This is a genomic window from Myxococcus sp. RHSTA-1-4 (assembly GCF_020037125.1).
Taxonomy (GTDB): domain Bacteria; phylum Myxococcota; class Myxococcia; order Myxococcales; family Myxococcaceae; genus Myxococcus.
The window spans coordinates 222475-241993 of the sequence record NZ_JAIQDG010000007.1 but is presented as its reverse complement, the minus strand read 5'-3'; the positions used below and the strand labels follow the sequence as shown (position 1 = coordinate 241993).

17 protein-coding genes are annotated in these 19519 nt (G+C 69.3%); 3 read left to right on the top strand and 14 right to left on the bottom strand.

Annotated elements, in window-relative coordinates:
• Positions 1 to 13: 13 nt before the first annotated feature.
• The 11 genes from K8638_RS13035 to K8638_RS12985 form a co-directional block, all read right to left on the bottom strand.
• Entirely contained in the window at positions 14 to 820 is an 807-nt protein-coding gene (locus K8638_RS13035) for an intradiol ring-cleavage dioxygenase (protein WP_223754816.1), read from the bottom strand.
• 127 nt (positions 821 to 947) lie between these two features.
• The gene (locus tag K8638_RS13030; protein ID WP_223754815.1) at positions 948 to 2093 is read right to left on the bottom strand and encodes an acyl-CoA dehydrogenase family protein; all 1146 of its coding nucleotides are present in this window, start codon (positions 2091 to 2093) and stop codon (positions 948 to 950) included.
• 10 nt (positions 2094 to 2103) lie between these two features.
• Positions 2104 to 2550, bottom strand: coding sequence for an AgmX/PglI C-terminal domain-containing protein (locus K8638_RS13025; protein WP_223754814.1), 447 nt, complete (start codon positions 2548 to 2550; stop codon positions 2104 to 2106).
• A gap of 5 nt (positions 2551 to 2555) precedes the next feature.
• Positions 2556 to 3698 (bottom strand): acyl-CoA dehydrogenase, encoded by a 1143-nt coding sequence (locus tag K8638_RS13020; RefSeq protein ID WP_223754813.1) that lies wholly within the window; start codon positions 3696 to 3698, stop codon positions 2556 to 2558.
• Between the two features lie 36 nt (positions 3699 to 3734).
• Entirely contained in the window at positions 3735 to 4436 is a 702-nt protein-coding gene (locus tag K8638_RS13015) for a hypothetical protein (RefSeq protein ID WP_223754812.1), read from the bottom strand.
• A 1-nt stretch (position 4437) separates the two neighbouring features.
• Positions 4438 to 5214, bottom strand: a complete 777-nt coding sequence (locus K8638_RS13010) for an enoyl-CoA hydratase-related protein (RefSeq protein WP_223754811.1) — start codon at positions 5212 to 5214, stop codon at positions 4438 to 4440.
• A 19-nt stretch (positions 5215 to 5233) separates the two neighbouring features.
• A complete protein-coding gene (locus K8638_RS13005; RefSeq protein ID WP_223754810.1) occupies positions 5234 to 6082 on the bottom strand; it encodes a 3-hydroxyacyl-CoA dehydrogenase family protein in 849 nt (282 codons plus the stop codon).
• 70 nt (positions 6083 to 6152) lie between these two features.
• Positions 6153 to 6590 (bottom strand): hypothetical protein, encoded by a 438-nt coding sequence (locus K8638_RS13000; RefSeq protein WP_223754809.1) that lies wholly within the window; start codon positions 6588 to 6590, stop codon positions 6153 to 6155.
• A gap of 2 nt (positions 6591 to 6592) precedes the next feature.
• A complete protein-coding gene (locus K8638_RS12995; protein ID WP_223754808.1) occupies positions 6593 to 7096 on the bottom strand; it encodes a hypothetical protein in 504 nt (167 codons plus the stop codon).
• 18 nt (positions 7097 to 7114) lie between these two features.
• On the bottom strand, positions 7115 to 8200 hold the full coding sequence (apbC, locus tag K8638_RS12990; RefSeq protein WP_223754807.1) for an iron-sulfur cluster carrier protein ApbC: 1086 nt from the start codon (positions 8198 to 8200) through the stop codon (positions 7115 to 7117).
• Positions 8201 to 8405: 205 nt separating this feature from the next.
• Positions 8406 to 9005: a hypothetical protein gene (locus K8638_RS12985; protein WP_223754806.1), complete on the bottom strand. Its 600-nt coding sequence runs from the start codon at positions 9003 to 9005 to the stop codon at positions 8406 to 8408.
• A 504-nt stretch (positions 9006 to 9509) separates the two neighbouring features.
• Between K8638_RS12985 and K8638_RS12980 the strand changes: the two genes are divergently transcribed.
• Positions 9510 to 11747: a hypothetical protein gene (locus K8638_RS12980; RefSeq protein WP_223754805.1), complete on the top strand. Its 2238-nt coding sequence runs from the start codon at positions 9510 to 9512 to the stop codon at positions 11745 to 11747.
• A 19-nt stretch (positions 11748 to 11766) separates the two neighbouring features.
• The gene (locus K8638_RS12975) at positions 11767 to 14031 is read left to right on the top strand and encodes a hypothetical protein (protein ID WP_223754804.1); all 2265 of its coding nucleotides are present in this window, start codon (positions 11767 to 11769) and stop codon (positions 14029 to 14031) included.
• On the opposite strand, the gene sppA is transcribed toward K8638_RS12975, so the two are convergent.
• Positions 14006 to 15772: a signal peptide peptidase SppA gene (gene sppA, locus K8638_RS12970; RefSeq protein ID WP_223754803.1), complete on the bottom strand. Its 1767-nt coding sequence runs from the start codon at positions 15770 to 15772 to the stop codon at positions 14006 to 14008. The two genes, K8638_RS12975 and sppA, sit on opposite strands and share 26 nt — an antisense overlap.
• 106 nt (positions 15773 to 15878) lie before the next feature.
• Here sppA and K8638_RS12965 point away from each other — a divergent pair, with 106 nt between their 5' ends.
• Positions 15879 to 16223, top strand: coding sequence for a hypothetical protein (locus K8638_RS12965; protein ID WP_223754802.1), 345 nt, complete (start codon positions 15879 to 15881; stop codon positions 16221 to 16223).
• A 15-nt stretch (positions 16224 to 16238) separates the two neighbouring features.
• Here the strand turns inward: K8638_RS12965 and rtcA are convergent, their stop codons facing one another.
• Both rtcA and K8638_RS12955 read right to left on the bottom strand, forming a co-directional pair.
• Positions 16239 to 17315, bottom strand: a complete 1077-nt coding sequence (rtcA, locus tag K8638_RS12960) for an RNA 3'-terminal phosphate cyclase (protein ID WP_223754801.1) — start codon at positions 17313 to 17315, stop codon at positions 16239 to 16241.
• A 143-nt stretch (positions 17316 to 17458) separates the two neighbouring features.
• Positions 17459 to 19393 (bottom strand): CocE/NonD family hydrolase, encoded by a 1935-nt coding sequence (locus K8638_RS12955; RefSeq protein ID WP_223754800.1) that lies wholly within the window; start codon positions 19391 to 19393, stop codon positions 17459 to 17461.
• Positions 19394 to 19519: the final 126 nt, after the last annotated feature.

The window sequence follows — 19519 nt, the reverse complement described above, 5'->3', positions numbered from 1 at the left end:
CTGCCCCCCAGGGCTATCGGGTGACGGCGATGGCGACCGTGAGGGTCGCCACGTAGCCGCTGGTGGTGTTGCCCGTGACGTTCGCGAGCTGGGACGTCCAGCCATCGCGGAACACGTTGTCCGTGGACAGGCTGATTCTCGACAGGTTGGTGACGCTCTGCGAATACCCGGTGGTGGCGTACACCGCGTCGCAAGAGGCCTTGGGAAGGGCGAGCTGGGAGGTGGCCACCTTGTTCGCCGCCGTCGTCGCGGACGCGAGGCTCGGGTAGACCTCGAAGTGGATGTGCGGCCAGCGCCCCGAGTAGCAGCCGGGGAAGATGGTCGTGAACGTCACCTGCCCCTGGGCGTTCGTCGCCTGCACCCCGCGCAGGTAGTTCTGGTTCGTCACCCCGGAGGAGTAGAGCGAGTAGCGGCCCTCGCGGTCGCAATGCCACAGGTAGATGGCGTACCCGGCGAGCGGCTCACAGTTGCCCGCGGAGTTGATGAGCGTGAGGGTGACGGTCAGCGGAATCCCCGCCGCGGTCCCCGTGGCGGAGCCCACGCTCGAGCGGATGTCACTCCGGACGATGCCCGTCTGGGTGAGCACGTTGGGGCCGTTGGAGCCGTCTCCCGGATACGGTCCCGCCGTCTCCGTCGGAATCGTGGTGCAGGTGCCAGCGCTCGGCGTGAGCCCCAGGGCCTCCGCGGAATCCTCGCCGCCGCAGCCCACGAGAGGCACCAGGCTCGCGCCCAGGGCGAGGCGAAGGAGCGTCCTGCGCTCCATGGACGCGTGGATGAGCTTCAGGTCCTGTTGCAGGCCACCATCGTCATGCTCGTGCATTGTGAATCCTCCCCTGCCCCGCCGGGGGCAGTGGGGAGGGGATTCAACCCAGGATATCTTACGAAATCCTTAAGACGCGTATTTTAAGCATACCTTGAAATACGCGCCTTCATGGTCCACGAGCTGCCTACCCCAGCAGCTTGAACGTCTCGCGGGCAATCACCATCCGCTGCACCTCGCTGGTGCCCTCGTAGATGGTCTGCACGCGGGCGTCGCGGAAGTACCGCTCGACGGGGAACTCGTCGATGTAGCCGTAGCCGCCGTGGAGCTGCACGGCCTTGTCGGCCACCTTGTTGCTCATCTCGCTGGCGAACAGCTTCGCCATGGAGGCCTCGCGGGAGAAGGGCTGGCCCTGCTCCTTCATGTACGCCGCGCGCAGCGTCAGCAGCTCCGCCGCATCGAGCTGCGTCTTCATGTCCGCCATCATGAAGCGCGGGGCCTGGAACTCGCCAATGGCCTGACCGAACGCCTTGCGGTCCTTCGAGTACGCCACGGCGGCCTCCAGCGCCGCCCGGCCCACGCCGCACGCCTGCGACGCAATGCCGATGCGCCCGCCGTCCAGCGCCGTCATCGCCAGCCGGAAGCCCTGCCCTTCCTGGCCCAGGAGGTTCTCCGCCGGAATCTCACAGTCCTCGAACGTCAGCGGCACCGTGTTCGAGGAGCGCAGCCCCATCTTGTCCTCGTGCTTGCCGATGATGAGGCCCTTCGTCCCGCCCTCCACGATGAAGCAGGACAGGCCCTTGTTCCCCGTCGGAGCCGTGCGCGCCCACACCACCATCACCCCGGCGTACGCACCGGACGTAATCCACTGCTTGCTGCCATTGAGGACGTACGTGTCCCCGCGCCGCACCGCGGTGGTGTTCATCGCGCCCGGGTCGGAGCCGGCGTGCGGCTCGGACAGCGCGAAGGAGCCCGCCACCGCCTCGCCGGAGGCCAGCCGCGTCACGTACTTCTCGCGCTGCGCCTCCGTGCCGAACGCGTTGATCAGCTCCGCGCACATGTTCGTCACGGCCATCGTCACCGACGTGGACGCGTCCGCCGCCGCCATCTCCATCATCGCCAGCGAGTAGGCGACGACGCCCGCCTCCGAGCCGCCGTACTTCGCCGGGATGTTCACCCCGAGCAGCCCCAGCTCGCCCATCTCCTTGTAGAGCTCCGTGGGGAAGCGCTCCTCGCGGTCCAGCGTGCGGGCCAGCGGGGCCACGCGCTCGCGCGCGAACTTGCGGGCGGTGTCGCGGATCAGCGTCTGGGTCTCGGTCAGCTCGAGGTTCACGGCGGTCTTCCTACTCGATGGCCTTGAGGTTGAACGGGTACTCGATGGGGCGGTCCACGCCGTCCGGCGGCTTGGGGAACGTCATGGACGACAGCACCGCCACCACGCAGTCGTGCAGGCCCGGGTCCTTCAGCGTGCTCGACTTCTTCACCACCTTCGCGTCCTTCACCAGCCCGTTGGCGTCGATGGTGAAGGACGTCATCAGCCGCCCCTCCACCTTCTGGTCCTTCTCCGCCATGTGGTCCTCGTAGCACTCCTGGATACGAGGCTGGTTGTACGTGACCACCTGGCGGATGGAGTCCGGGGTGAACGGAAGGCGCTCGACGTCCGGCCCCTCGCTCTTCGCGGGGGCCGTCGCCTGGGCGGGCTTCCCGCCGGAGGGCTTCTTCGCCGGAGCGCCCTGCGCGAGCGCCACCGCCGAGGAGAGAACGACCACGGAGAGAAAAGCCCGCTTCATCACGACTACTCCTTCAGGACGTTGGCCGAGATGACGATGCGCTGAATCTCGCTCGTCCCCTCGTAGATCTCGGTGATGCGCGCGTCGCGCACGTGGCGCTCGGCGTCCATCTCCTTGCTGTAGCCCATGCCGCCGTGCACCTGGAGGGCCTTGTTGGCCACGCGGCTGGCCATCTCGCTGGCGTACAGCTTGGCCATGGCGCTCTCCGCGCTGTGGCGCACGCCCTTGTCCTTGAGCAGCGCGGCGCGCCACACCAGCAGCCGGGCCGCGTCGATCTCCGTGGCCATGTCGGCGATCATGAACTGGATGGCCTGGTGCTCGCGGATGGGCTTGCCGAAGGACTTGCGCTCACCGGAGTAGCGCACCGCCTCCTCGTACGCCGCGCGGGCGATGCCCAGCGCCTGCGACGCGATGCCGATGCGGCCGCCGTCCAGCGTGCTCATGGCGATCTTGAAGCCGTCGCCCTCCTTGCCCAGCATGTACTTCGCCGGCACGCGCATGTCCTCGAAGAACATGGAGCAGGACCAGGCGGCGCTGATGCCCATCTTCTTGTCGGGCTCGGCGCGGATGAAGCCGGGGGTGTTGGTGGGCACGAGGAAGGCGGTGATGCCCTTGTTGCCCTTCTCCTTGTTCGTCATGGTGAACAGGACGATGGCGTCCGCCTTCGGCCCGTTGGTGATCCAGTTCTTGGAGCCGTTGATGACGAACTCGTCACCGCGGCGCACCGCGACGGTCTTCTGGGCGGCGGCGTCGCTGCCGGCCTCGGGCTCGGTGAGGCCGAAGCAGCCGAGCTTCTCGCCACGGGCGAACGGCGTGAGGAACTGCTCCTTCTGCTCCTCGGTGCCGAACTTCATCACCGGGTCGCAGTAGAGCGAGTTGTTCACGCTCATGATGACGCCGGTGGAGGCACAGCCGCGGCTGATCTCCTCCATGGCGATGGCGTAACAGACGTTGTCCAGCCCGGCGCCGCCATAGTTCTCGGGGACGGCCACGCCCAGCAGGGAGAGCTCCGCGAGCTTCTTCACCGCGTCCGTCGGCCACGCGTGGTGTTCATCCCACTTGCGGGCGTTGGGGATCAGCTCCTTGGCGGCGAACTCGCGGGTCATCCGCTGGATCTCGCGCTGGACGTCGGTCAGCTCGAAGTTCATGAGACTCCTCAACAGCGGGGAGGAAAAGAGAAAGGCCTACATAGTATGAGGGTTTCCCCTCGGGAACAGCGAAGAGCTAGCGCCGGGCCTCAAGCGCGGGTTGGTGGTCCGATTAGAGGACGACCGACTGCCTGATACCTCGGAATCCAAGGGTGAGCCCAGGAACATGTTGAGGGGCACGGTGACGTCGAAGGTGACGTCCGTCCGGCCGCCCTCCCCCGTCCAGACCCGCCGCGCGACGAGGGACAGCGTCCAGGGCACGGTGTGCCGGTGGCGCTCGATGAGGTCGTACGACAGCCCCACCCCGGCCATTCCACCCGAGCCGTCCCGTCCCCACAGGCCCGCTCCCTCGGCGAGCACTCCGATGCGGAGTGTGTCGGGGAAGGCATACACCCGGGCCCCGGCGAGCAGCCGGAAGGCCGAGGGCTTCCGGCGGAGCTGCGGCTCCACGAAGGGCGAGAGCACCAACGTGGGGCCGGGCACGTCCAGCGGCGGCGAGGCCCAGGGGTGGATGGGCCAGGACAGCACCCAATGCTCGCGGGAGCCGGGCCCCCACTCGTAGCGGACATCCGGGACGAGCGGCTCCAGGAAGCAGCCGGTGTACAGGCAGAGCGTGCGCTTCCAGGAGACGAGCGCGGGAGCCCGCCCGTCCCCGTCACCCTCACCTTCCGAGGCCCGGGAGGGAGCCGCGGCCAGGAGGCAGATCAGCAGTCCCCCGGCCGCGAGCGCGCGCCGCACGTCACTTGCCGGTGAAGGTGGCCGGGCGCTTCTCCAGGAAGGCCTTCATGCCCTCGCGCTGGTCCGCCGAGCCAAACAGCTCGCCGAACGTCTTGCGCTCCATCTCGTTGGCGACGCGCAGGTCCTGGTCGGCACCGGCCTCGATGACGCGCTTGGCCTTGGCGATGGCGAGCGGGCCGTTCTTGAGCATCTTCGCGGCCACGTCGCGGCAGTGCGGGAGCAGCGCCTCGGGGGCGAGCACCTCCAGCACCAGGCCGATCTCCTTGGCCTTGGCGGCGTCGATGCGCTCACCGGTGAAGATGAGCTCCTTGGCGCGGGCGCGGCCCACCGCGCGGGTGAGACGCTGGGTGCCGCCGAAGCCGGGGATGACGCCCAGGCCCACCTCGGGCAGACCGAGCTTCGCCTTCTCGGACGCGTAGATGATGTCGCAGGCCAGGGCCAGCTCGCACCCGCCGCCCAGCGCGAAGCCGTTGACGGCCGCGATGGTGGGGATGGGCAGCTCCTCCAGCATGGCCATGACGCGGTGGCCGAGCGCCCCGAACTCCTGGGCCTGCGTCTCGGTCAGCGCCGCCATCTCCGCGATGTCCGCGCCGGCGACGAAGGCCTTCTCACCGCCGCCGGTGACGATGAGGACGCGCACGTCCTGGCCGATGGACTTGAGCGCCGCCTCCATCTCCTGCAGCGTCTTGCTGTTGAGCGCGTTGAGCGCCTTGGGACGGTCGATGAAGAGGGTCGCGACGGCGCCCTCCTGCTCCAGCCGGATGTTCTCGTAGGCCATGTTCGGGGCTCCTCGTGTCCTAGTACTTGTAGAAGCCGCGGCCGCTCTTCTTGCCGTACCAGCCGGCGTCCACGTACTGGCGCAGCAGCGGGCTGGGGCGGTACTTCGAGTCACCCAGGCCCTTGTGCAGCACCTCGGCGATGTAGAGCACGGTGTCCAGGCCGATGAAGTCCGCGAGCTGCAGCGGGCCCATGGGCTGGTTGGTGCCCAGCTTCATCGCGGTGTCGATGTCCTCCACCGTGCCCAGGCCCTCCATCAGCGCGAAGCAGGCCTCGTTGAGCATGGGGATGAGGATGCGGTTGACGATGAAGCCCGGGTAGTCCTTGGACACCACGGTCGTCTTGCCCATCTTCTCGGCCAGGGCGCGCGTGGTGGCGTACGTCTCGTCGGACGTGGCGGCGCCGCGGATCAGCTCCACGAGCTGCATCACCGGCACCGGGTTCATGAAGTGCATGCCGATGACGGACTCGGGGCGCTTCGTGGACGCGGCGATACGGGTGATGGGAATGGACGAGGTGTTGGTGGCGAGGATGCCGCCCGGGCGCACCACGGCGTCCAGGTCCTGGAAGATGCGGCGCTTGAGGTCCTCGTTCTCCGTCACGGCCTCGACGGCGAAGTCGACGTCCTTCGCCTCCTTGACGTCCGTGAGGGTGACGAGGTTGGCCTCGGCGGCGGCGCGCTTCGCCTCGTCCAGCTTGCCCTTCTCCACCAGCTTCTTCAGGCCGCCGCGGATGCGGTCCGCGCCCTTGGCGAGGCCCTCCTTGGAGACGTCCGCCAGCGTGACGCGCAGGCCCGCCTGCAGTGCCACCTGCGCGATGCCCGCGCCCATCTGCCCAGCCCCGACGACGACGATGTGCTCCGTTGCCATGGTCTTCGCGTACCCCTCGGTCGGTATGTGAACGGCGTGCGGGCGCCCTTAGCCCACGCGTCCGGGGCGGTCAACGACCGGAGGGAGGCAACCGGAGCTGACGGACGATGTAGCGGTCCTCTCCCACAGACAACGACTCGTCCAGCCGCACCCTGTCTTCACGCCCTTCCAGCTTCACGAAGAGCCGCGCGCGCCAGACGCCCTCGGGCAGGTCCACCTGGAACGTCACCTCCGGCGGAGGCCCCGAGGAGAAGAAGCGCTCCTCGCGCTTGAGCACCTTCCCCTCCTCGTCCAGCACCTGGAGGTCCAGGGCACGGGCGGCGCTCCACCCCGCCCCATCGAACTGGAGCCGCAGCTCGCGCTCGGGGGTGCCCGAGGTCTGCCACAGCCAGAAGCCGAGCGCCGCCAGCAGCAGCAACGGCAGCCGCTTCGCCAGCGGGTGGGAGCGCCAGCCCCGGCGCTCGGGGGCGGGAGCCGGGGGCGGCGCGGGAGGAGGCGTGTCCGCCACCGTCACTCCTTCTTCGTCCGCTTGGAGCCGGAGCCGGGACGGCGCGCGTTGAGCTCGGAGACGACCACGCGGGGCGTGCCGGCCCGCTTCTCCTTCGCCTCGCCATGCGGGTGCTCGGCCTCGGAGGACTTCTCGGCCTTCTCCGGGGGCACCAGGCGGATCTGCGCCTTGATCTCCACCGTCATGCCGGACATCAGCTTGAGGAACTCGTCGCGCAGCTTCTCCGACTGGAGGAAGCGGCGGAGCTCGTCGCTGATGACGCGGGTGATCTCGTCCTTGGTCTTCTCCGCCTGGCCCAGGATGAAGCCCAGGGCCTCCTTGGGCAGCTTGAGCTGGCCCGCGAGGTTGCGGATGCCCTCCTCGGTCATGAAGAGGGCGCCCAGGCCCGCCACGGCCATGCGACGCACGAACTCCGGCACGAAGCCGGCGGGTCCGCCGGAGCGCCCTTCCCGGCCCTGACGGTCGTCATCGATCAGCGGGTCGGGCGGGAAGTCGTCGGTGGCCATGGAGTGTCTCCTCGGAGTCTATCGGGCCTGCACCACCGGCAGCGGCACGCTCTTCACGCTCTGCGCGGACACCCGTCCCGCCACGTTGCGCGCGACCTCCAGGAAGGCCTTGGCCTCCGGGCTGTCCTTCGCGCCCACCACCACCGGCACGCCCGAGTCTCCCGACTCGCGCACCTTGAGGTCCAGCGGGATCTCACCCAGGAATGGGATGCCGAACATCTCCGCGGCCTTGCGGCCGCCGCCGTGGTTGAAGATGGGCGTGACGTGCGAGCAGTTCGGGCAGACGAACTGGCTCATGTTCTCCACGATGCCCAGCACGGGGATGTGGACCTTGTCGAACATCTGCTTGGCGCGGACCACGTCGGCCAGGGCCACGTCCTGCGGCGTCGTCACCAGCACGGCGCCCGCGGCGCGGATGGACTGGGACAGGGACAGGGCCACGTCGCCGGTGCCCGGCGGCAGGTCGAGGACGAGGTAGTCCAGCTCGCCCCAGTTCACGTCGCGAACGAGCTGCATCAGCGCGCCGTGGAGCATGGGGCCGCGCCAGATGAGCGCCTGGTCCGCCTCCACGAGGAAGCCGATGGACATGACCTTCAGGCCGTGGGCGAGCAGCGGATCCAGGGACTTGCCGTCCGGGCTCACGGGCTTCTTGTCCGACAGGCCCGTCATCAGGGGCACGGAGGGTCCGTAGAAGTCCGCGTCCAGCAGGCCCACCCTGGCGCCGTGCTGGGCCAGGGCGGTGGCGAGGTTGAGGGCCACGGTGCTCTTGCCCACGCCGCCCTTGCCGGCGCCGACGAGGATGACGTTCTTCACGTGGGGGAGCAGCGCGCCGCCGGGCACGCCGCCGCCGGCCGCGCGCACCTGGGCGCCCCACTCGATGTCGAAGGACTTGAGCCCCGGCACGGCCTTGAGGGCGGCCTCGGCGTCCGCCTGGATCTTCCCCTTGAGGGGGCAGGCCGGCGTGGTGAGCTCGATCTTCAGCTTCACCGTGTCCCCGCTGACGCGGACGTTCTTCACCATCCCCGCCTTCACGAGGTCCACGTGGAGCTCGGGGTCCATGACCTTCGACATCGCCGCGAGGACGTCCGCCTCGGAAACGCTCATCTGAACACCTGAAACCTTTTGGAAAACGGGCGGTTGGGAGCCGCCACCGGGCGCGGAATCTGCCAGCCCCCCGGGGGCTGTCAACGTCGTTTAACGCGGATGGCCCCCTGGCGCACCCTGGTGGCACGCCGTCCGGCGAGGCATGGCTGGAGGGCTGAACGGGCCCATCAGCGCGGCTGGAGGACCGGGCAGGCGTCCGCCCGTGTCACTCAAGGGCGGCCACGCGGTACTCGCCATCCTCGAGGACGAGGACCACGGCGCGATCCTCGCCCAGGGGGAAGAGGGCCTCGCCCGCGCCGACGCGGACGTTGGCGTTGAGAGCGAGCCGGGCGCGGCGGAGGCGCTCCTTCGCGAGGGGCTCACGCTCGAAGTCCTCGCGCAGGCGCTCGGGGGTGTAGCGGGCGCGCAGCGGGGCGGCGAGCTGGCTCCATGCGGCCTTCCAGTCGCGGGACTCCACGGTGTCCAGGAAGCGCGAGAGGGCCGCCCGGGGCACGTCGGCCGGCCTGGACTCCACCACGCGCCAGCCCTGGTCGCCCCGCGCCAGGGTGAGCGAGGGGGCTCGGGCCTCCAGTACGGCGGTTCCCGCGCGCACGGCGGCGGCGCGCTCGCGACGGGTGGTCTCGTCGGAGTAGCGCTCCAGGAAGGCGACCTCGCCCTCGGGCCCTCCGTTGGTGAGGGCGTAGGCCTCCTGGAGCCGGCCCTCCTCCAGGGCGCGAGCGTAGGCCTCGGCGACGGATACGGGCTCGCGCGGGGTGGTGGCGCAGGCGGCCAGAAGTGGAAGGCTGAGCAGGACGGAGCGCTTCATGAGCGCGCGGAGGGTAGCACGCACACGCGGCGCCGCATCCGTGAGATTCAGTTCCCTACTCCAGACATTCTTCCACGACCAGGCTTTCGGTGCCTACCACCGCTCCAGCAAGCATTTGATTCGCAATGCAATGCAAGGTCCGAGGCCTCGAACAGGTCACCATTCATCCGGGGTGCACCCTCAATGTCTGTCATTCCCGCTTTCCGCTGCGCCCCCTCAGAAATCCGTCACTGTCACGTCAAGCGATTGGCGGTATAGAGCGTGCCAGGGCCGGGGCAAACGGGCGCCATGCTTTCCATGCATGCCCGTAGGGTCGCGAGGGTCATGAGGGGGCATCGCCGAAATCGCAGAGGGCCGCTCGAGGCCGTGCTCCCGTTTGGGGCGGTCCGCGCCTTCGGCAACTCCGCCCCCAGCAACGCTCCTCACGGCCAGGTCAGGCTCCCGGACCGGTACTCGTCCAGCCGTCCGGGATGCCTGGGACACGCTGACAAAAGGAACAACCAGATGAGATACTCCTCCCTCCGAAAGAGTTGGGTGGTGCTCGCCGCGGTGCTCGTGGCGGGCATGGGATGCAAGTCGGACCCCGAGAAGCCCTGCGAGGAACCTCCCTCCTCGTGCGAGGCGCTGGAGCGCAACTGCGGTCAGGTGCCAGACGCGTGCGGCCGTGTCCTCGAGTGCGGAACCTGCGCCGTTGGGCAGACCTGTGGTGGTGGTGCCGAGGGGCTGTGCGGTGGCAGTGACTGCACCGTGGAGTGCCCCGCCGGGTACACCTGCACCGCCGACAACACCTGCACGGGTGGAACCAACAGGACGCTCGCGCTGGACTTCAAGACGTTCTCCGTGGCGGGGCGCCTCCTGCGTGACGGGGCTCCCATCCTGGACGACACGTGCCTCCGGTTGGACCATCACAACACCAGCACCGATATCCTCGCTTCGTTCCTCGTGCTGACCGAGGTGACTCGCGGCACCCAGCACTCCGTCCTCGTCGAGTGCTCGCGGGAACAGGGGTGGACGTTCCGCGGCCAGGTGCCTCCCGGCGCCTATCGTGTCGACTTCCAGACACACAACTTCTTCTGCAGCCAGAAGGGACTGCCTCCCCGGATCGCCGAGTTCTTCTCCGTGCAGTCCGACCGCGAGGACGAGGTCTTCGACCTGAGCGCGCGGGCCGTGACGGTGGAGGGGTGGCTGCTGCTCGGGGGGCAGCCCTTCCCCTCGGCGGAGGGCCCGTACCGCCTCCGCTTCACCGAGGTGCGCACCGGCGCGACCTTCGAGCTGTCACTCGCCGCGGACGGCACCTTCCGGGGAGATGGCACCCCGGGCGTCTACCGCGTGGACTGGCTCGGCGGCCGGGAGCATCCAGAGGTTCCCACCGAACCGCGTCTGGTGGCGTCCACCGTGCGCATCGACGGCCCCATGGAAGGCCTGACGCTGGACCTTACCCGCCTGGAGCATGAGGTCGCCGGCACCATCACCCGTTCCGGGCAGCCGATCCTGGACACGACGTGCGGAACGACAACCGTGCGCTTCGTGGAGCGGTTCAACGGAGCCACCAGGACCTTCCAGGCCCGGTGCTCGCAGGAGCAGGGGTGGAGCTTCGCGGGCCGCCTCCCCGCTGGCACGTACCGGGCGGAGGTCGTCACGTCGCCCTTTGATGGCACAGCCGCCGTGGTGGGCCTGCCCGAGGCCCTCTCCACCGTGGCCCTGCCCTCGCTCGAGCTGCGCGGGGACACGGCCACGCTCGCCCTGGACGTGAAGGCGTACGCCGTGGCGGGCCGCATCCTCAACGGAGGGGCCGAGCTCCCTCTGGGAGCGTGCGAAAGCGCGAGTCATCCCGAAGGCGACCCCGCCCGTTACAGCTACGTGCAGTTCATCAATGAGGCCACACGGAATGGGAGCCGGGTTCGTGTCGATTGCACCTCCGGCACGGGCTGGACCTTCACGGGCCATGTGGCCCCGGGCACCTATCTCCTGACGATCCCGAGCACTCACGGGCCGGTTGCCCCGGGCTTCGTCGCCCCTGCCACGGTCGAGGTCTCGGGAGACCGGAAGGAACTCGTGGCCGACCTCCAACGTCATGAAGTCGCGGGACGCATCTCCTTCGAGGGTGAAGGCGCCAGCGCCGCGTGCCTCACGGACACCGGCTTGCCTCCTCATCTGCTCTTTATGGAGCCGAGGAGCCGGAGGAGCCAGCTGGTGGAGATTCACTGCGACGAGCCGGCGGCGGGAAGCTTCCGTGGCGAGATCTACCCCGGTACCTACTGGGTCTACTTCCAGTCCCGCCGAACGAAGAACGCCGAACTCTTCTCCGCCTTCGTCATGGATGGCCCCCGCACGGACCTCGCACTGCGCGCGGTGGTGACCTTGCTTCCGTCCCGGCCACCCGTGGGACCTCCACCGCCCCCTCCCCCATCTCCTGATGACACCCCCATCTCCGGAACGCTGACCCTCAACGGAGGGAAGATTGGACCGGTGCGGGAATGTGGATGGCATACCTACTGGCCCGGGACGACGATTCGGGTGGACCACCCTCCACTCGTGGTGCTCACCGACGAGCGGCGCGGACGCACGTACCGCCTCCCCATTTCCTGCGGTGATGGCGGATCGGAAGGGAGCGTGTGGACCTTCTCGGGCTGGGCGACCCCGGGCACCTATCGCGTCGAGGTGGAGGCGACCTCGCCCCTCCTGCTGAACCGGATCCCAGGAAACCCGTACGTGTTCAACCCAACCATCGTGATTCCCTGACAGGGCGAGGAACAACCAGATGAGATGCTCCTCCTTTCGAAAGAGTTGGGTAGCGCTCGCCGCGGTGCTCGTGGCGGGCATGGGATGCAAGTCGGAACCCGAGAAGCCCTGCGAGGAACCTCCCTCCTCGTGCGAGGCGCTGGAGCGCAACTGCGGTCAGGTGACGGACGCGTGCGGCCGTGTCCTCGAGTGCGGAACCTGCGCCGTTGGGCAGACCTGTGGTGGTGGTGGAACCGAGGGGCTGTGCGGTGGCAGTGACTGCACCGTGGAGTGCCCCGCCGGGTACACCTGCACCGCCGACAACACCTGCACGGGTGGAACCAGCAGGACGCTCGCGCTGGACCTGAAGGCCTTCGAGCTGGAAGGACGGCTGCTGCGCGACGGAGCCCCCATCCGGGACACTTCGTGCCAGGGGACGTACACCTCCAACGGCGGCTCCTACACCTGGTCGTCTCACCTGGACCTCATCCAGTTGCCAGGAGGCGCGCGCTACTCCGTGAACCTCTCGTGCTCGGAGGAGAATGGCTGGACCTTCCGCGGCTGGGTACCCGCCGGGGCGTACCGGGTCGACTTCCAGCAGGTCCCGAGCCCCTTCGATGTCCCGCCTCAGCCCCTTTGGCTCGCCGAGTTCCTGTCCGTGCAGGAGGACCGCGTGGGGCTGGTCTTCGATCTGTCCACCACTCGCGTGTGGCTGACCGGGAGCCTGACGAACAATGGGCAGCCCATCCCCGCGACGAGCGGATTTTCCCTGCTGCGCTTCACCGATGTGCGCACCGAAGCCACCTTCGATCTGAAGGTCTTCGAGGGGCGCGTCGAGGGTAACGGCACGCGAGGTAACTATCGGGTGGAATGGCGCGGCTCGGATAGGGGCGACGACGCGCCCCCCGATCTGCCGCAGGGCCCTGTCGTGTTGTTGTCGGAGCCCATGCGAATCGAGGGCCCCATGAACGGGCTGGCGTTCGACATTGCGAGCGTGCCGGTGGCCGGCTCCATCACCCGCGATGGTCAGCCGCTGCTGGACTCCAGTTGCTATGTTCCTGGCGTGCGCTTCACCAATCTGGACACAGGGGGCACCCAGCGCCTCAGCATCCGCTGCTCCTCGGAGAATGGATGGTCCTTCTCGGGCGTCTTGCCACGGGGCAGGTACCAGGTGGACGTCGAGAACCCATCCAGTCATGGTACCAGGCGACCGCCGAGCGTTCCCGAGGGGACCAGTCGGGTCCTTTCCTCGCTGGAAGTGGCCCAGCCCCAGCCCACGCTCATGCTGGACGTGAAGACGCATGCTGTCTCCGGCCGCGTCCTGCTGGCGGGGGCCGAGATCCCGGAGACAAACTGCACCCGCTACCGCCCGAGCAACTGGGTGGACGTCACCGCCGTGGCGTTCACCGACGTGGACACCGGAGAGACGTCCCGGGCGCTGGTCGAATGCGCCTCTGGCACGGGCTGGACCTTCCAGGGTCGGGTCCGGCCGGGGCGCTATCACGTGAGCTTCAACCTCCGCTCCACCTACCGGGACGACCCCTACCTGCTGTCGGGCATGGGCAACTACGCCTTGGCCTCCACGGTCGAGGTCTCGGCGGACGTGCAGGACATCGTCCTCGACCCCGGCGTGGCCTTCCCCGAGGTTGCGGGCCGCGTCACCTTCGTGGGGGACCTGCCCTCCCTCCCCACCCCGGCCTCCGCCGGCACCAAGCGGCTGGAGTTCCACGAGCCCACGACCGGGCGGAAGCAGACCCTGCAGCTCACGGATGTGGAAGGGGCCCCGGCGAGCTGGACGTTCCGCGGCAGGATCAACACCGGAACCTGGCACGTGAAGCTCGTCTACCTCGACCGCTCCTGGACCTTCGTCGAGCACGAGCTCGCGTCCGCGTTCGTCATCGACGGAGCCCGTGACGACGTGGAGTTCCAGGCCGTGCTGAGAGGGCCTGACTGGGTCCCCGTCTCGGGCACCCTCACCCGCAACGGCCAGCAGCTCGGATATTCGATGCTGTGCGGGCATGGCCTCTTCCAGTCCAACGCGGGTGGCCTGGCGGGAGAGGTCGTTCCAGAGGTGGTGCTCACCCACTCCGGCAACAGGCGCACGCACCGCTTCCGCCTCCAGTGCGGCACCGAGTCCCCCCGGAATGACGCGTGGACCTTCTCCGGTTGGGCACCGCCGGGAACCTACCGGGTGGAGGTGCGGCTCGACTTCCCGCCGGAGCGGCGAGCCACGTTCACCTCCCGGCATCTGGACCAGGTACCGGGGCCCGTCTACGTCATCAATCCGAGCCTCCGGCTTCCCTGAGCGCCAGCAACACCGCGGAGAGCCCGGCCCACCCCGGGCGCTCCGCGTCGAACCGCTCCGTGCCCCACCCGCCCAGGCTCCACGCGGTGGGGCACAGGGCGTACGTCTTCGTGCTCGAAGCGCCCATCAGCAGCTTCAGCAGGGAGAGCCGCCGCCGTGGCGCGCCGTAGGTGAAGAGCTCGAAGCGCTCCGCGGACACCTTCGCCAGTGACAGCGCATGGCGGCACGCCTCCTCGAAGCCGCCAATGCCATCCACCAGGCCCAGGTCCTTCGCTCGCAGGCCCGAGTACACCCGGCCCTCCGCCAGCGCGTGGATCTCCTCCGGGGTCCGGCCCCGCCCCTTCGCCACGTGTCCGAGGAAGGCTTGGTAGAGCTCCTCCACCTCCGCATCCACGATGGCGTGCTCGCGCGCCGTGAAGCCCCGCGAGTTGGAGAAGATGGCCGCGTTCTCCCCCCGGGCTATCAGCCTCCGGTGGATGCCCAGCCGCTCCAGCAGCGCGGACGCCTCGAACTTGCCGGCGAACACGCCGATGGAGCCGACCACCGCGTGCGGCGCGGACCAGATCTCCTTCGCGCCCACCGCCACCATGTACCCGGCGCTGGCGCACACCCGGTCCATGTAGGCGAGCACCGGCTTCTTCCGCGCCACCCTCTGCACCGCTTCCAGCATCAGCTCCGAGGCCAGCGGCGCGCCTCCGGGGCTGTTGACGTAGAGCACCACGGCCTTCGCGCGCCTGTCCCGCGCCGCCGCGCGCAGGGCCTTCACCACCGTGCCCGACAGGGCCATTCGCCCGCCGCCGCCCGCCTGTCCCGGAGCGATGATGCCCGACACCGGCACCAGGGCCACGCGAGGAGGGAGGCGCAGCCGCCGCCAGCGCACCGGCGGGAAGGGCACGGTGGCCAGGTACGTGGCCATGGACTCCAGCTCCGTCTCCTCCTCGTGCTCCTCCCCGGCCTTCACCAGGCCCAGGTGCACCGGCAGGTCCGCCTCGCTGACCAGCGTGTCCACCAGCCCCGCCTCCACCGCCCGCCGCGCGCTGAAGGGCCCCCGGTCGATGAGCGCCTTCACCTCCTCCGCCGTCTTCCGGCGCCCACGCGCCACCGCGGCCACCAGGTCCGCGTAGCGCTCGTCCAGGAAGGACTCCACCGTCCGGGCCTGGATGTCCGACACCGTCTCATGGGTGAACAGCTCCGGCGCCGTCTTGTAGTCGCCGCGCCGCACGAAGTGCGCCTGGATGCCCACGCGCGCGAGCCCCCCGGCCAGGGCGGTGGCCTCCGCGGCGTAGCCCACCAGCTCCACCCGTCCCATGGGCGCCAGGAGCACCTCGTCCGCCGCGCACATGACGGGGTAGGCCTCCGTGTCCACGCTCACCGCCCAGGCCACCACCCGCTTGCCCGCCGCCCTGAACTCCGCCAGCACCGCCACCAGGGCGTCGCGCTTGGCCGGGGGCACCGCCAGGTTCTCCACCTCCAGCAGGATGCCCTTCACCCGGGCGTCCCCCGCCAGCAGCCGCAGCGACTCCCGGAAGCGCTCCACGGAGGTGACGGCCGCCGGCTCCGGGCGGCTCCCTCCGAGCTGGAAGCGGGGCGCGCGCCGCTCCCGGTACGGGGGATCTCCCGTCAGCCGGAAGCGCACGTAGGCCGGCCGGTGGCCCACGGCCAGCAGCCGGAGGGGCAGTCCCAGCAGGGTGCGCAGGAGGAGGAAGAGGTTGATGAGGGCCACGAAGGGCAGTCGCAGCATGGCGTCCACCAGGAGGGAAATGTGGGCCTTCGGGCCGTAATGGAGGCCCGTATTGAGTGCAAGCCCTGTTCAGCCCGTCCGTTGGGTCGTGTTAGCCTCGCCCGCCATGCGATACGTCCTTCCCCGGCTCGTTCTCGTCCTCGCCCTGATGTCGGGCGGTGCCGCGCTGGCCCAGCCCCGGCGTCAGGTCAGTGAGTTCCAGGCCCCCCGCGAACTGACCCCCGAGGAGAAGGAGGCCGCCAAGCAGCGAGCCATGGGCAACAACCTCAACGCCTATGGCAAGGACATCCAGGTGAAGGAGAAGCCCGTCCCCTGGATGGCCATCGGCCTCGTCGGCATCGTGTTCGTGGTGGCCACGCCCTTCGCGCTCCGGGCCTACAAGAACACGACGAAGGAGATCGCTGGCGCCAACACCTTCGGCTCCAACCGGGGTGACGAAGAAGAGGCCTGAGCCTCCCTTCCCACGTCAGCGAGGGCGGACCTCCACCTCGCCGCCCGGCTCCACGCTGACGCGCACGGGCAGGAAACGCTCCACGACGCGTGCGTGGGTGGTGAGGTGGTCGGTGATGCGGGCCGTCGTGAAGCGCGTGGTGCCGGGCGTGGCCGGGCCCAGGCGGCCGGAGGCCAGCAGCGCCGCGGGCAGGAGGATCTGATCGGCGAGGTGCTCATCGAGCGCGCCCCCGGCCTCCATGAAGTCCGTCAGGGCCTCCGCGGCCTCGCGCCCCACCGCTTCCGCGGGGCGGCCCCGCTCGCCCAGCGCGGTGAAGCCGGCGAGGGTGTGCTCGAACTGGGCGAGCACGAAGGTGACGGTGCCCACCGAGCGGGTGACGGGCAGTGGCCGGTTCTCCGCCTCGGCGAGGATGCCGTGCTCGCGCAGGGCGGACACGGCGGAGCGGGACTGCCGCTCGGCGATGGTGAAGGGCAGCCCGCCGACGTACGAGGACACGCGCACCTCGCGCAGCATGCCCCGGGCAGGCAGCTCCACCAGGAGCGGCGGCACCTGGGGCGGGCCCACGTCCGCGACAATCTCCCCCGCGCCCTCCGGATAGAAGCCGGCGTGAGGCATCGTGAGCTGCACGGGCAGGCCATACGCGCGAGCCACCGGCTGCCAGACCTGCGCGACGTAATGGAAGCTGGGGCTGTGCGGCAGGTGCGTGCCGCCACGGAGGGTGAGCCGCCCGCCGCCGGCCAGGGCCAGCGGGTAGACGAGGCACTGGAAGAGCAGCGGCGTGCTGCCGGCGGTGCCCACCTCCAGGAGGTAGTCGCCCGCGCGCACGGGACCCGGCGTGAAGGTGAGCTCGGAGGCGCCCACGGTGGCGCCCTCGCTGGAACCGCTGCTCAGGGCCTCGGCGCCACGCACGCAGGCCAGGTGCTGGGGACGCAGGCCAGGAGGCGCTCTCCGCTCGCGCAGACGGGTGATGTGGAAGGGGCGTCCGGTGATGAGCGACAGGGACAGCGCCGAGCGGAGGATCTGCCCTCCCCCCTCCCCTTCACTGCCGTCGAGCTGCACCGGCCCGCTGGCGGGCCCCTCCGTGCCGGTCATGTCCCTCGCCGTCCATGGCGATACCGCGTGGCGGTTGAAGCGTAACAGGTACGCGCGGAGATCTCCCGAGAGGATACGGAGGCCGCCGCGCTGGCGCGAGGGAGCTGTCAGGCCGGAGGCAGTGCGGCCTCCGGCCCCCAGCCCTACTCGTCCGCGGAGGGCAGCACGCCCACCTTGATGGCGCTGGGGTGCGCCGCCGAGTGGTACACGCGGTGGAAGGCCCGCGTGAAGTCCCCCTCCTTCGCCTCGAAGATGTTGGGGACGAAGGTCTGCGGGTTGCGGTCGATGAACGGGAACCAGCTCGACTGCACCTGGATCATCACCTTGTGCCCGCGCTGGAAGGTGTGGAACACGTCGTTGATGACGAAGCGCACCTTCGTCACCTCGCCGGGCTTGAAGGGCTTCGGCTCGCTGTAGCTGTCGCGGAAGCGGCCTCGGAACGGCTCGCCGCGCACCAGCGTCTGCTGGCTGCCGCGATTCTTCAGGCCCTTCTCCGCGTCGCCCTTCTTCCACCCGCGCGGCCTGCCGGGGTGCACATCCACCAGCTTCACCACCCAGTCCGCGTCCGTGCCCGTCGTGGAGACCCACAGCTCCGCTTCCAGCGGGCCCGCCAGCGTCAGGTCGCGCTCCAGCGGCTCCGTCTCGAACACCAGCACGTCCGGCCGGCGCGACGCGAAGCGCTGGTCCTCCGCCATGTAGTTCTTGCCCCAGCCCGCCGTCAGCTCCTGCGTGTACGGCACCGGCTTGTCCGGGTCGCTGACGTACTCGGCGAAGGACTCCGCGGTGCCCGTGGGCGCCTTGTTGAAGCTCAGCCCGCCCTTCGGCTGGAAGTAGAGCCGCGCCTCGCGCAGCCCCTTCGGAGGCCACGACTCGAAGCGCCTCCAGCGGTTGGCGCCCGTCTCGAACACCAGCGCCTCCGGCAGGTCCGGCTTCTCCCCGCCCTTGAGGTGGTGCTTGAAGAAGGCCAGCACCAGCGCCTGGTAGGTCTCACTGGTCTTGAAGCCGAACTCCGCGTCGCCCAGCGAGGAGCCCTCCGTGCCCTGCCAGCCCCCGTGCTGCCACGGGCCCATGATGAGCGTGTTGGAGATGCCCGGGTTCTGCTTCTCGATGGAGTCGTACGTCCGCAGTGGCCCGTACAGGTCCTCCGTGTCGTACCAGCCGCCCACCGTCATCACCGCCGCCTTGATGTTCTTCAGGTGCGGCAGGATGTTCCGCGCCTGCCAGTAGCTGTCGTAGTTGGGGTGCGCGGCGATTTCCTTCCAGAACGCCACCTCACCCTTGAGGTGCTTCGCGTCCGCGTTGCTCAGCGGCCCCAGGTCCAGGAAGAACTCGTACCCGTCCGGCGTGCCGTGGTCGAACCACTCCCAGTCCTCCTTGTCGGTGGGCTGCGGACGGGGCTTGCCGAACACCGAGAAGAAGTTGAACGCGAGCGCCAGGTTGAAGGCGCCGTGCCGGTGCATGTCGTCCCAGAACCAGTCGCCGATGGGCGCCTGCGGGGACACCGCCTTGAGGGCCGGGTGCGAGTCGATGGCGCCCGCCGACGCGTAGAAGCCGGGGTACGAGATGCCATACTGACCCACGCGGCCATTGTTGTGGGGCACGTTCTTCACCAGCCAGTCGATGGTGTCGTACGTGTCGGTGCTCTCGTCGATGTCCCTGGGCCCGGCCTTCTTCGGCTTGTGCGGGCGCACGTTGACGAACTCGCCCTCGGACATGTTGCGACCGCGCACGTCCTGGCCCACGACGATGAAACCCTCCTTCTCGAACTCCTCGGAGGGGCTGATTCCGGCCGGGTACCGGTCCACACCATACGGCGCGACCGAGTAGGGCGTGCGCATCAGCAGGATGGGGTAGCGCTTGTTCGGACCCGCATCGTTCGGCACGTAGACGGCGGTGAACAGCCGCGTTCCGTCCCGCATGGGGATGCGGTACTCGAACTTGGTGTAGCGCGTCCGGATGCGCTCGGTGCGCTCGGGGGACTGGCCGTACGGCTTGGGCGGCGTCGTGGCCTGGGCCCAGGCCGGACCGGAGAGGGAGAACAGCAGGAGTGCCGCGAGGCCGCGGGACACGAAGTGCATGCTCGCTCCTGGTGGAGAGGGCGACATTCTGGGGGAACACGGGCGACGCCGGAAGGTCCGGCTTCGTGGCGCCCCCAACGCGTGTCAGCGGCGTTTGTTCCCAGGGCCCCCGGAATCCGGCGGCGG